Origin of the sequence: Parvularcula mediterranea, from assembly GCF_013085255.1 — a bacterium.
Lineage (GTDB): Bacteria > Pseudomonadota > Alphaproteobacteria > Caulobacterales > Parvularculaceae > Parvularcula > Parvularcula mediterranea.
The window spans coordinates 639,493-652,073 of the sequence record NZ_JABFCX010000003.1 but is presented as its reverse complement, the minus strand read 5'-3'; the positions used below and the strand labels follow the sequence as shown (position 1 = coordinate 652,073).

The window sequence follows — 12,581 nt, the reverse complement described above, 5'->3', positions numbered from 1 at the left end:
CGTTTCTTTTTCTAATAATCAATCGCAAGAAGCAGGTTTGGACCCGCCATGAACGCACTCCGCATTCTCGTATCCGCTGCCGCGAGCCTCGCCGCTCTCGCAGCTCCTGCCCTCGCCGAGGGCGTCGTGAACATCTATTCGTCGCGCCATTACGACACCGATCTCAGGCTCTATGAAGAGTTCACCGAGAAGACCGGGATCAAGGTCAACCGCCTTGAGGCGGGCGCCGACGCGCTGATCGAGCGGATCAAGGCCGAGGGTGAGTTCAGCCCGGCTGACCTCCTCATCACCGTCGATGCAGGCCGCCTCTGGCGCGCCGAGGAGGCGGGGATCCTGAGCGCTGTGGATAGCGCCGTGCTGCGCGAGCGGCTCCCTGCCGAAATGCGGCACCCTGATGGTCTGTGGTTCGGCCTCTCAAAGCGGGCGCGTGTCGTCATCTTCAACAAGGAGGCTGGCCAGCCTGAGGGCCTTGCGACCTACGAAGACCTCGCCGACGAGAAGTTTCGCGGGAAGGTCTGCATCCGGTCGTCGTCCAACATCTACAACATCTCGCTGCTCGCTTCGATCATCGCTCACAAGGGCCCTGAAGCTGCTGAGGCGTGGGCGCGCGGCGTGGTTGCCAACTTTGCCCGTCGTCCGCAGGGGAACGATACCAGCCAGATCAATGCCGTGGCCTCGGGCGAGTGCGCGATCTCGGTGGTCAATTCCTACTACCTTGCGCGCTTTGCAGGCTCCGATGATCGGGGTACCCGGGCAACCTTCGATGCGCTCGGTGTGATCTTCCCGAACCAGGGCGATCGCGGCACCCATGTGAACATCTCTGGCGCGGGCGTTGTTCAGTACTCGCCAAATCGTGAGAATGCCATCAGGTTTATCGAGTACCTGACCGAAGGAGGTGCGCAGAGCTACTTCGCCAACGGGAACAATGAGTATCCCTCTGTTCCATCCGTGGACGCATCGTCAGCAGTGGAGGAGCTTGGTGGCTTTGAGGCTGACAAGCTCAACGTCAGGGAGCTTGGCGTCCATCAGGCCGAAGCGGTCAGGATCTTCGACCGCGTCGGCTGGCCCTGATCCTTCAGGCCTGACCCCACATGCGGAGGAGGTTGGCGACCGTTTTGTCGAGCGTCAGCAGCTCCTCCGACCCCGGCATGGTCTGTCTCAGCGACGCTCTCAGGTTCTCAAGATCGAAGAGCAACGCGCGCTGGCTGGCGTCGGCGATGCTGCTCTCAATCCAGCCGACAGCGACCAGCCGCTCGCCGCGGGTAACAGGCTTCACCTCGTGAATGTCCGATGTCGGATAAAGAACGAGGCCGCCTGCGGACAGCTTCACAGCCTGTTCTCCCATCGGTGAATGGAGCACAAGCTCTCCGCCATCATAGCTCTCCGGCTCGCTGAGGAAGAGCGTGAAGGAGAGATCGGTACGGAGCCGCGTCTCGCCCTTGCCCATGAAGGCATTGTCCACATGCCGGCCGTAATGCTCGCCGTCTGATGTCTTGCTGATCATCACGGGAGAGGTTCGGCGCGGGCGGGCGGCTGCGGCGAACACAGGATGTTGGAACACGGCATCGGACACGCGCTCCCGGAGCTGCTGTCCCGCACCACTTGTAAGGTCAGCCTGCTGATTTTCTTTGACGGCTCTTGCCGTTTTGCCGGCCGTTGCCTTGCCGTCCTTCCAGGTCACACGCTCAAGCATAACCCGTGCGGCCGCGAGCTGATCCTCGCCGAGGACATTGCCGATCGTGAGAAGGGTCATGGCTGTTGCGAACCGTTTGCAATCATCGTCAGCGACCCTAAAAGTGCCTCGCAATCGGACACAAGTGGGTAGCGATGACCATCAAACTCAAAACGTGGGTCGGACTTGGCCTTGGAACCCTCGCGCTCGGCACCGGGCTTTCAGCATGCGGTGAGGGCGGCGAAGGCGGTGAAGCCTCGGAGCAGGGCAGCTACGCGAGCGCCTCTGGTGAAATGGGCGAAGGCGAGGGCGGCGAAGCTGGTGAGGGTGAGGGCGGCGAGGCTGGACATAGCGTCGACGCGCTGCCTCTTCCGAGCAGGTTGGCTTTCATGGCTGGCCACGTTGAGGCTGGTCTCGCGCTCTATCGGGCAGGAGAGGCCGAGATGGCGGCGAAGCACCTCCTGCACCCCGTCTCGGAAACCCACGCCGGTGAACGCGAGGGTCTCGACGCTCTCGGCTTTGACGCGTCCCTCTTTGAGGAGGTCTCCAAGGCACTCGATGAAGGCCGGGCTGCGTCGGAGATCGAACCGCAGCTGGCCGCGGCTCAGGCGAACCTCGCCATGCTCGCCAAGAAGGCTGGTGGTGACCCCGCTGAGATCATCCGCTTCCTGATGGACACGATCGTTGAGGAATACCAGATTGCAATAACCGATGGCGCGGTGACTGACCCTGGCGAGTATCAGGACGCATGGGGCTTCGCCGTGGTGGCCAGGGACCGCGCTGAACTGTTCGACGAAAAACCTGAGGGCATCGACGCTGCGCTTGATAGCCTCATCGCGCTCTGGCCCGAGGATGCACCGCTCCCTCCGGCTGATCCTGCCCCGATCGGTCAGGTGATGGCGCAGACATCCCAGGTCGTGCTGGTCCTACCCGCTGCCGAGTGACAGCTGAGGATGGCTAGCCTTCAAACCTGGCCGTCGATTCCCGCTCGATGATCTCTGTGGGGAGGAGTGCTGACCGCTCTCCTTCCTGCCCGAACGTATCGGTCTCGAGAAGGCCGACCGCGCGTTCTGCCATCTCCGCAATCGGCTGGCGCACGGTCGTCAGCGAAGGCCAGACCGTGGTGGCGAGGGAGACGTCGTCAAAGCCTGCAACCGATAGATCTCCGGGTACGGAGAGACCGGCCTGCATGGCAGCGGCGAGGACCCCGGCCGCCATATCGTCATTGGCTGCAAAGACTGCCGACGGTCTCTTGGCTGACTGGAGCAAGGGGAGAGCCGCCTCCATACCAGACCTGTAGGTATAGGCACCCTGCCTGAGAAATTCATCAGGGACCGGAAGGCCTGCAACGGTCATGGCTTCCTTGAAGCCTTCCGTCCGCCGCCTGCTTGAGACCTGGTCTTCAGGGCCTGCGATAAACGCGATATCCCTGTGGCCGAGGTCGAGCAGGTGCTGCGTCATGCGTTTGGCCGCATCCCGGTCGTCAATCTCGACATAGGGCGCGCCATCAGTCTCGCGGCCCGGTGCAATCCTGACGAAGGGCAGTCCGAGTTTCTCAAGCGTCTCTTTCGCCGACGGGTCCTCGCCGATCGGTGGACAGACGATCAGAGCCTGAACCCCGCTTTGCCGGATGATTGACGTGACGGCATCGGTGTCACCAAGGTCCGTCTCGAAGAGGAAATCCTGCACCAAGAGGTGATGGCTCCGCTCACGGCAAGCCCGCAGTGCACCGAACATCACCTGGCTGAGATATTGATCACTGGGGTTGTTGTAGAGGAGGCCGATGAGGATCGACCGTCCGTCCGCAAGGCTCTTAGCAAGGTAATTGGGCCGAAAGTTGAGGGCCTCGATGGCCTCGCGGACCTTCTCTGCCGTCTGCTTCCTGACTTTCGCGGGCGCATTGAGGACCCGCGACACCGTCATCTGCGAGACGCCGGCCCGTTCGGCCACGTCCTTGAGCGTTGCGACCGGGCGCCTTGTTTCGGGTCTCGTGCGGGTGCTCATGGGGCTAGCGGCTGTCCTTCCGGCGATTCCGGAGAATCCCCCTTAGACAAAGCCGTCCAGCCCGTCACGCAGCGCCCTCAGACGGCGTCGATGATCAGGTTCTCAAGGCGCTCCTGACGTCCTGAGCGCGGCTTGGGATCGAGCCCCTCCGACAGCGTGTGATCCGCGATGTCGGCGAGCGAGAGCTCCGACATGATCTTCTGGCCAAGTCCTCGGTCCCAACCGGAGTAGCGGTCCGAAAGCACTTTCTCCCACGTCCCCTCCTCAATGACCTTCGCTGCCGAGAGGAGGCCACGGGCGAGGGCGTCGAGGCCACCAATATGGCCGTGGAAGAGATCTTCAGCATCGATGCTCTGACGACGGACCTTGGCGTCAAAGTTGAAGCCTCCGGTCGTGAAGCCACCGTTTTTCAGCATATGGATCATCGTCCGGGTGATCTCCAGGGGATCGTTCCAGAACTGGTCCGTGTCCCATCCGTTCTGCGGGTCGCCACGGTTGGCGTCGATGGAGCCGAAGATGCCGAGCGCATAGGCGGCAGCAACTTCGTGATCCATCGCATTGCCAGCGAGCGTTGCGTGGTTGGTCTCGATATTGACCTTCACGTCCTCGAGGAGGTCGTAGCGCTCGAGGAAGCCGTAGACCGTCTGGGTATCGCGGTCGTACTGATGCTTTGTCGGCTCGTGAGGCTTGGGCTCGATCAAGAGCGGGCCCTTAAAGCCTATCTTGTGCTTGTGCTCGACCGCAAGGCTCAGCATACGGCCGAGTTGGTCCATCTCGCGCCCAAGGTCGGTGTTGAGGAGGGTATCGTAGCCTTCGCGTCCGCCCCAGAGGACGTAGTTCTCGCCGCCCAAGCGGTGCGTCGCTTCGAGGGCGTGCCGGATCTGGAGGGCTGCGCAGGCGAAAACCTCTGGGTCCGGATTGGTTGCTGCACCGGCCATGTAGCGCGGGTGCGAGAAGACGTTGGCCGTGCCCCAAAGGAGCTTCAGACCCGTGCGCTCCATATGTGCCTCGATCGGGTCGAGGATCCGGTGGAAGTTCTCGACATGCTCGGCCATGGTCGCAGCAGGCGCCATGACGTCGACATCGTGGAACGCGAAGTAGGGCGTCCCCAGCTTTTCGAAGAATGCGAAGGCCGCTTCGAGGCGAGCTTCAGCCATCTCCTGGCCTTCGAGCTTGTGCCACGGACGTCCAAACGTGCCTGCACCGAAGACATCGAAGCCATCCCAGCAGAACGTGTGCCAGAAGCAGACTGACGGACGCAGGTGATCTTCCATCCGCTTGCCGAGGACTTGGCGGTCTGGATCATAGTGCTTGAAGGCGAGCGGGTTATCCGAGTCCGGACCTTCATACTTGATCGTTGGAATCGCGGAGAAGAAATCTGCGGTCATGGAAATGGTCCTAGCGTTTATCAGAAAAGGTCGGCGGTCCGGCGGTAAAGCTCGCGGTAGCGCTCAAACCTCGGGAGGAGATGTTCACGGATGGCCGGGTCAGGGCTGACGCGCTCCTTGACGGCGCCCGGAGCGCAGACTTCTGCTTCGGGAGCGCCGGTGACGCCGAGCTTGGCAAGACGCGCCGCCCCAAGGGCTGGGCCGACTTCGCTGCCTTCGCGATAGACGAGGTCTTTACCGAAGATCGAAGCGATCAGTGTGCCCCAATAGTGTGAGCGCGAGCCCCCGCCGATGACATTGATGGCTTCGACGGACGCTGCGTTTTCCAGCGCCTCGAAGCCATCGGCGAGGCCAAACGCGACGCCTTCGAGAACAGACTGCGCGATCTCTGACGGCGCGGTGTCTTGGTCCATGCCGAAGAAAACACCGCGCGCGGATGGGTCGTTGTGCGGTGTCCGCTCGCCGGAGAGGCAGGGGAGGAAGAGGGGGACGCTGCCAGCCTTGGCGTCCTCGGCAATGGCGATGAACTCCGCCACGTCCTTCGCGCCTGTGAGCCGTGCGCCCCAGTCGAGGCAGCTCGCAGCGGAGAGCATCACCGTCATTTCGTGCCAGCGATTTGGGACGGCATGGCAGAAGGCATGGATGCCTCGTGCCGGATTGGGCCTGAAGCTGTCCCCAGCGACGAAGAGGACGCCCGACGTGCCGAGGGAGAGGAACGCCTCACCGTCGGCGAGAACGCCAGCGCCTACCGCGCCCGCAGCGTTGTCTCCGCCGCCCGCAACGATTGGGACTTCTTTCATGCCCCAAGCGTTTGCTACGTCCTTGGACAGCGCGCCTGTGACGTCCGTTCCTTCGTGGACGGAGGGCATGGCGCTCATCGGCAGGTTGGTCGCGGCAACCATCGCCTCGGACCAACGCCTCTCAGCCACGTCGAGCCAGCAGGTGCCGGAAGCGTCGGACATATCCGAGGCAAACTCGCCGGACATGCGGAAACGGAGATAGTCCTTGGGCAGAAGAACCTTCGCCACCTTCCGGAAGACTTCAGGCTCATGGTTCTCGACCCAGAGCAGCTTGGGTGCGGTGAAGCCAGGCATGACGAGGTTGCCCGTGATCTCTTTCGTGCGTGGTTCACGCTGCTGAAGCTCTGCGCACTCGGCTGCGGACCGGCCATCGTTCCAGAGGATGGCTGGCCTCAAAACCTCGCCGTCCTGTCCGAGGAGCGTGGCCCCGTGCATCTGCCCTGACAGGCCGATGCCTTGCACCTCGGCCCGCAGGTCTGCGGGGAGTTCGAGGACGGCCTTGCCCGTGGCCTGCCACCATTCCTCAGGATCCTGCTCGGAGTGCCCCGGCTCAGGCCGTATGATGCCGAGTGGTGCAGTTGCCTGAGCCACGACACCTCCGCCAGCGCCGATGATGACGGCCTTGACGCCTGAGGTACCAAGATCAATTCCGAGGAACATCAAAGCCTCCCGCGATCATTCCGTGAGCGTGACCGTGACGGTCTGGACGTCTGCTGACGATCCGCCAATGTGCAGCTCGAAGTCACCGGGCTCGACCCGGCGGACCATCTGGGCATCCCACATCTGGAAGTCCTCATCGTCGAGGGTGAAGGTCACCGTCTTCGTGGCACCGGGTTCAAGACTGATCCGTTCAAAGCCGCGCAGCTCTTTCACCGGGCGGGTGACCGAGCTGATGAGGTCGCGCACGTAGAGCTGGACGACTTCATCGCCTGCCATATCGCCTGCGTTGGTAATGTCGACCGAGACAGTGATCGGTGTACCGATTTTCGCTTCGCTCTCTTCGAGGCGCGGCTCGGAGTAGGTGAAGTCGGTGTAGCTCAGACCGTGGCCGAAGGGGTAGAGAGGCGCGGTCGTATCGAAGAGATAACCGCGCAGCGCGCTTGGCTTGTGGTTATAGACCAGCGGGAGTTGGCCGACATTGCGGGCCATGGTGACCGGCAGCTTGCCGCTCGGGTTCACCTCACCGAAGAGGATGTCGGCCAGTGCCGTTCCGCCTTCCTGGCCGAGATACCAGCCTTGGACGAGAGCGTTGGTCGCCTCAGCCACGTCATCGACGCCAAGCGGCTTGCCGCCGATCAGGACGGTGACCACGGGCTTGCCAAGGGCGAACATGGCTTCGGCCAGTTCCTTCTGTTCACCGACAAGCTCAATGTCGGTGCGGTCACCAAGGTGGTTCCCGGCCCAGCCTTCGCGGCTCGTGGCTTCCGTGCCGCCGATCACGAGGATGATCGCATCCGCCTTGCGCGCGACACGGCGAGCGGCCTTGATCTTCTTCAGGTTCTCGTCGCGGTCCGCGAGGGTGATCTCGTCCTGCCACCAGTTGCCGCTGGCGATGATGTCGACGCCTTCGTGGTAGAGGATCTCCGCCTTGTCGCCGACGTGCTCGGTGATGCCTTCGAGGGGCGTCACGAACCGTGCGGGTACGTCGGAATAGCCGCCAAGCCGGATGGCGTCGGCGTTCGGGCCGATGACGGCAATGCGCTTCAGGCTGTCCGCATCGAGGGGCAGGGTGCCGTCGTTTTTCAGGAGGACGACGGATTTGCGCGCGGCTTCCTCTGCGAGAGCGAGCGCTTCTTCGTTCGCCGTGATGGCTTCGGCTTCCGCAGCGTCAGCGAACGGATCGTCGAAGAGGCCTGACTCGAACTTGATCCTCAGCATACGCCGGACGGCGGTGTCGATCTCATCCATCGTGACGAGACCTTCCTCAAGCGCTTCGGGGAGGAAGGCGAATGCGTCGCCAGTTGGAAGGTCGAAATCGACGCCGGACTTCAAGGAGCGAACGGCAGCTGCCTTGAGATCAGCCTCCACCATATGAAGCGTCACGAGATCGCGAACGCCCCAATAGTCGCTGACCACGCCGCCTTCATAGCCCCACTCACCGCGCAGGACATCGTTGAGGAGCCAGGGGTTTGCGTGCGACGGGACCCCGTCGATCTCGTTGTAGGAGGCCATCAGGCTGCGGATGTTCGTCCGCTTCACGACCTGCTCGAAGGGCGGGAAGAAGACCTCGCGGAGGATGCGTTCGCTGATATTGGCAGGGCCAACATTCGTGCCGCTCTCCGGCTGGCCGTGGCCAGTCATGTGCTTGAGGGTGGCAATGACCTTGCCATCCTCGATCGGGATCTCCGTACCCTGAAAACCAAGAACAGCGGCGACGCCGATTTCGCCTGCGAGGTAGGGGTCCTCGCCATAGGTTTCTTCAATCCGCCCCCAGCGAGGGTCGCGAGAGACATCCACCACGGGCGAGAGGACCATGTGCGCACCGCGCGCCCTGATCTCCCGGCCAGCGACGGTGTAGACATCTTCAATCAGCTGGGTATCCCAGCTGGACGCCAGAGCGATGGCCTGCGGAAACGAGGTTGCTCCGCGTGCGGCGTAACCATGCAGTCCTTCCTCGTGGAAGAGGGTAGGGATGCCGAGCCTGGTCTCTTCGGTCTGGTAGCGCTGGACCGCGTTGACGAGATCGACGGTCTCCTGCTCGTTCCGGAACGGCTGCTCGAGAGGATTGGCCGGATTCTGCCGATCGTTTGGCCGTGCAAAGTGGCCTATGCCGTTGGGATAGAGCTCCGCCGCCTTCTCCGGATCGAAGTTGCCGTCCTCGTCCATGAGCTCGGTCTTCTGTGTCCAGATCGTCGTGATCTGCCCGATCTTCTCCTCGAGGGTCATCCGGCCAAGGAGGTCGTCGATCCGCGCGTCGATGGCGGCGTCTTCCTGCTTGTAGACGGGCGTCTCTTGCGCAGCCGCAGGCAGGGTGACCACAAGGCTCGAGCAGAGGAGAAGAGCGGACTTCAGCATACGGTTCATTATGTCTGTCTCCGGGAGAGGGGTCAGTTGGCGGTCATGTCTTCGAGGCTCTTGCCGCGGGTCTCGCGGACGAAGAACGCCACGAAGGCAATCGAGATGGCTGCGCAGATGGCGTAGAAACCGTAGGCGCCGACAAGGCCGATGGAGGCCGCCGCGAGCATCACCGGGAAGGTCATGCTGATCGCGAAATTGGCGACCCACTGGAAGAAGCCGGAGACCGCGAGGCCCGAACCCCTCAGCCTGTTCGGGAACATCTCACCGAGCATGACCCACATGACCGGGCCCCAGGAGAAGTTGAAGAACATGACGTAGGCGTTGGCAGCGTAGAGCGCGAGCTTGCCGTTCTCGTCGGAGAGATCGACGCTACCGCCGCCAAGGATCTCGCCGGTGGAGAAAGCGTAGGCGACGATGCCGAGCGTGATCGCCATGCCCGTCGAGCCGATGAGAAGAAGCGGTTTCCTCCCGATACGGTCGATCAGCACGAGGGCCAGCGCCACTGAGGCGATGCTGAGCCCACCCGACAGGACGTTGATGAGGAGAGCATCCCCCTCGGTGAAGCCTGCGGCCTGCCAGAGGACGGCGCCGTAGTAGAAAATGACATTGATGCCGACGAGCTGCTGGAACACCGCGAGCCCGATGCCGACCCAGACGATCGGCTGGAGCCTGCCGTTCTCGAACAGGTCCAAGAGGCGCGGCGCGTGGTCTGATGCCAGGGACTCCTCAATGGCGGCGACCTGCTCACTGGCAACGCTCGGCCCACTGACCTTTGTCAGGACGTCTTTGGCTTCCGAACGCTTGCCCTTGGCGACGAGGAAGCGAGGGCTCTCCGGGATCGCGAGGAGGGAGAGAAGGAACACCGCTGCCGGGATCAGTTCCATCCAGAACATCCAGCGCCAGGCTTCAAAACCGAAGAGCCACGGATCCGTTGATTGGCCCGCAGCCCCGGCGATTAGGTAGTTGCTGAGAAAGGCTACGAAGAGGCCGAAGATGATCGCAACCTGCTGGATCGTGGCCATCCGACCACGGAGGGAGGCTGGCGCAACTTCAGAGATATAGGCGGGCGCCATGACGCTGGCTGCGCCGACCGCGAGGCCACCGATAATCCGGTAGACGATGAACTCGGTGGAGGCGTTGGCGATGCCGGAGCCGAAGGCGCTGATGATGAAGAACACCGCAGCGCCAAACATCATGTTTCGCCTGCCGAAGATGTCCGAGGCCCGCCCTGCGATCGCCGCACCGGCGGCGCAGCCGAGCAGCATGGAGGCGACCTCGAAGCCTGAACCCCAGTCCGATGAGCCGAAGGTGATCCTAAGGCCGTCGATCGTGCCGTTGATGACGCCTGAATCGAAGCCGAACAGAAAGCCGCCGATTGTCGCGACACAGCTGATGAGAAGAAGAAAGGCGAGACTGCCTTCTGAAGAGGCGCCGTCCTGGCGCTCCACCGCTTGGTTCAAGGTTTCCTCCATGCGCCGTTCTGCCGACGGCCGTGATCATGATTGTGTTAGCGATAACACTCGCGGACCACGGTGCAAACTGGTTTCTGCAGAATTCAGGAGAACGGGGCTGTCAGAGGCCTTCTGTCGGTGCTCCATGAGCCTCTTCAGCGAAGCCCTTGCGCACCGAAAGCGCCCTGAACCACGCAAAGGCATTGATCACGAGAAGGCCTGCGATGCTTAGCCAGAAGAGCGCGCTGAACCGCGCCTCCACGATGCCCATGGGGGAGAAGAGGAGGTAAAGCGCGACCACGCACGACATCAGCGTGACCGACACCGGCGTTGCGAAGCGCCACGGCGCGAGGCTGACCTTGTTGTGCTTCTCAAACGTCCAGGGGACGGACTTCGGCCGCCACTGGCCAGCCGCCAGCATGATACCCACCTCGATCACGAAGAGGATCGCATACTGATGGATGAAGTGGATCGTCACCACATCCGCCAGTGGGAAGCGGAGGAGGCCGTAGGTGATGACGTGGAACCCGATGACGATCTTCGCGCCGATAGCTGGGACCCTGCGCGTGAAGAGGCCGACGATCACGATGGCGATGATCGGGATGTTGTAGAACCCCGTGAACTTTCGGATCAGCTGCCAAAGGCCCTCCGGCGCAAGGTAGAGGAGGGGCGAGATGATGAAACTCATCACGGCGATGACGAGGCTCGCGACCTTCGCCACACGGACGAGTTCGCTGTCGGGGACCTCCTTGGTCCGTGAAGGGGCGTAGACGTCGAGAGCGAAGAGCGTGGCTGCGCTGTTCAGCAGCGAGTTGAACGAGCTGAACACCGCGCCCAGCAGCACCGCGAGGAAAAAGCCTGACAGATAAACGGGAAGCACGTCATCGATGAGCTGCGGATAGGCGAGGTCGATGGTGGCGAGGTTCGGCCCATAGAGGTGAAAGGCGATCACCCCCGGCATCATCATCATGAAGGGGATCATGACCTTGAAATAGCCCGAGAGAAGAACGCCTTTCTGTCCCTCCGCGAGGCTCTTCGCGCCCAAGGTCCGCTGGATCACATATTGGTTCGTGCACCAATAGAAGAGATTGGCGAAGATCATCCCTGTGAAGATCGTGCCGAACGGCGTGGGCGAGCTCTCGCCGCCGATGGCGTTGAGCTTTTGGGTCTCCGTTGTCGTGATCGTCCGGAGGCCCTCCATGAAGCTGCCTTCCCCAAGGGCGATAAGGCCCAGGGTTGGTACGAGGATGCCGATGACGAGGAGGCCGACGCCGTTGAGCGTGTCGGAGATCGCCACAGCCCGCAGGCCGCCGAAGATCGCATAGATCGAGCCGATGACCCCGATCACGACGACCGTCACTGCAATCGCAAAGAACTGCTCGCCATCGGGTGTCGCGCCTTGCCTGGTCGCGGTCCCAAAGAGGCCCTCGAACCATGCGCCGATGCCCGCGACCGTGTCCGCGCCCATCGAGCCGACCAGCAGGCTCTCTACATCGAAGAGCCGCGTCACGGCGACGGACCCTGAGTAAAGAACCGAGGGGATGGTGATCAGCCCGTAGCCGAGCATGAAAAGGATGACCGTGTAGCTACGGACGTCATCATCGAACCGCTTGGACAGGAACTCAGGCAGGGTCGTGAAAGCCCCCGCGAGATATCTCGGCAGGAAGATGAGCGCCATGAAGATGGTCGCGACCGCTGCCGTGACCTCCCACGCCATGCTCGACAGGTCGAAGCCATAGGCGGAGCCGTTGAGGCCGATCAGCTGCTCTGCCGAGAGGTTCGTGAGGAGGAGGGTGCCTGCAATGAAGAACCCGCCAAGCCCACGGCCTGCGAGGAAGTAGCCTTCCTTCGAATCCACCTCTCCGCGGGTGTAGAAGTACGAAATGACGGCCACCACCGCCATGAAGAACGCACAGGAGACGAGCGTGAAGAGGAGGTTGGCCTGCATGTCGAACTCACTCCGCACTGGTTACGTCGCTCGCGTAAAGCCGCCTCTCTAGCGGATTTCGTGCCCGCGTCACGAGGCGTGGCAGCTTGGCTACAGCTCACGCCAGTGAAGGCCCGCAGCGCATTTACCCTGTTGCCCAGTCACGCGGAGCGTCGCATGTTGCGGCGTCGTGACACGGAATACGTGCAGGGCTGCTGCAAAACACCCTGAGGGTGTGGGGCAGAAGCGCTCACAACACACATTCCAACTGGTCACAATCTGCGCCGGTCGAAGCCGTGAGGGCATCACCAGAGCCGCCGC

The 12,581-nt window shown here is 62.4% G+C and carries 9 protein-coding genes; 2 read left to right on the top strand and 7 right to left on the bottom strand.

Annotated features, from left to right (window positions below; all coding sequences use genetic code 11):
- Positions 1-48: 48 nt before the first annotated feature.
- Positions 49-1,071: a Fe(3+) ABC transporter substrate-binding protein gene (locus HK107_RS11945; protein ID WP_173200070.1), complete on the top strand. Its 1,023-nt coding sequence runs from the start codon at positions 49-51 to the stop codon at positions 1,069-1,071.
- 4 nt (positions 1,072-1,075) lie between these two features.
- Here HK107_RS11945 and HK107_RS11940 read toward each other — a convergent pair whose 3' ends face one another.
- Complete coding sequence (locus tag HK107_RS11940; protein WP_173200068.1) at positions 1,076-1,753, bottom strand: Fe2+-dependent dioxygenase; 678 nt, start codon at positions 1,751-1,753, stop codon at positions 1,076-1,078.
- 74 nt (positions 1,754-1,827) lie between these two features.
- On the opposite strand from HK107_RS11940, the gene HK107_RS11935 reads away from it, so the two are divergent.
- On the top strand, positions 1,828-2,616 hold the full coding sequence (locus HK107_RS11935) for a hypothetical protein (RefSeq protein ID WP_173200066.1): 789 nt from the start codon (positions 1,828-1,830) through the stop codon (positions 2,614-2,616).
- Positions 2,617-2,629: 13 nt separating this feature from the next.
- On the opposite strand, the gene HK107_RS11930 is transcribed toward HK107_RS11935, so the two are convergent.
- From HK107_RS11930 to HK107_RS11905, 6 genes are all read right to left on the bottom strand, one after another.
- Positions 2,630-3,676 (bottom strand): LacI family DNA-binding transcriptional regulator, encoded by a 1,047-nt coding sequence (locus HK107_RS11930; RefSeq protein ID WP_173200064.1) that lies wholly within the window; start codon positions 3,674-3,676, stop codon positions 2,630-2,632.
- Positions 3,677-3,753: 77 nt separating this feature from the next.
- Positions 3,754-5,064 carry a xylose isomerase gene (xylA, locus tag HK107_RS11925; protein WP_173200062.1) on the bottom strand — a complete coding sequence of 437 codons (1,311 nt, stop codon included), beginning with the start codon at positions 5,062-5,064 and terminating at the stop codon, positions 3,754-3,756.
- Between the two features lie 20 nt (positions 5,065-5,084).
- Positions 5,085-6,524 (bottom strand): xylulokinase, encoded by a 1,440-nt coding sequence (xylB, locus tag HK107_RS11920; RefSeq protein ID WP_173200060.1) that lies wholly within the window; start codon positions 6,522-6,524, stop codon positions 5,085-5,087.
- A gap of 15 nt (positions 6,525-6,539) precedes the next feature.
- The gene (locus HK107_RS11915) at positions 6,540-8,879 is read right to left on the bottom strand and encodes a glycoside hydrolase family 3 N-terminal domain-containing protein (protein ID WP_173201491.1); all 2,340 of its coding nucleotides are present in this window, start codon (positions 8,877-8,879) and stop codon (positions 6,540-6,542) included.
- A gap of 32 nt (positions 8,880-8,911) precedes the next feature.
- Entirely contained in the window at positions 8,912-10,354 is a 1,443-nt protein-coding gene (locus tag HK107_RS11910) for a sugar porter family MFS transporter (protein ID WP_173200057.1), read from the bottom strand.
- 100 nt (positions 10,355-10,454) lie between these two features.
- Positions 10,455-12,281 (bottom strand): solute:sodium symporter family transporter, encoded by a 1,827-nt coding sequence (locus tag HK107_RS11905; protein ID WP_173200055.1) that lies wholly within the window; start codon positions 12,279-12,281, stop codon positions 10,455-10,457.
- Positions 12,282-12,581 lie beyond the last annotated feature (300 nt).

What these genes read in the sequence shown, in the direction of transcription:
- HK107_RS11910 (WP_173200057.1), bottom strand. Translation starts at nt 10,354, where the DNA reads ATGGAGGAAACCTTGAACCAAGCGGTGGAGCGCCAGGACGGCGCCTCT.
- HK107_RS11915 (WP_173201491.1), bottom strand. Translation starts at nt 8,879, where the DNA reads ATGCTGAAGTCCGCTCTTCTCCTCTGCTCGAGCCTTGTGGTCACCCTG.
- xylB (WP_173200060.1), bottom strand. Translation starts at nt 6,524, where the DNA reads ATGTTCCTCGGAATTGATCTTGGTACCTCAGGCGTCAAGGCCGTCATC.
- HK107_RS11945 (WP_173200070.1), top strand. Translation starts at nt 49, where the DNA reads ATGAACGCACTCCGCATTCTCGTATCCGCTGCCGCGAGCCTCGCCGCT.
- xylA (WP_173200062.1), bottom strand. Translation starts at nt 5,064, where the DNA reads ATGACCGCAGATTTCTTCTCCGCGATTCCAACGATCAAGTATGAAGGT.
- HK107_RS11905 (WP_173200055.1), bottom strand. Translation starts at nt 12,281, where the DNA reads ATGCAGGCCAACCTCCTCTTCACGCTCGTCTCCTGTGCGTTCTTCATG.
- HK107_RS11935 (WP_173200066.1), top strand. Translation starts at nt 1,828, where the DNA reads ATGACCATCAAACTCAAAACGTGGGTCGGACTTGGCCTTGGAACCCTC.
- HK107_RS11930 (WP_173200064.1), bottom strand. Translation starts at nt 3,676, where the DNA reads ATGAGCACCCGCACGAGACCCGAAACAAGGCGCCCGGTCGCAACGCTC.
- HK107_RS11940 (WP_173200068.1), bottom strand. Translation starts at nt 1,753, where the DNA reads ATGACCCTTCTCACGATCGGCAATGTCCTCGGCGAGGATCAGCTCGCG.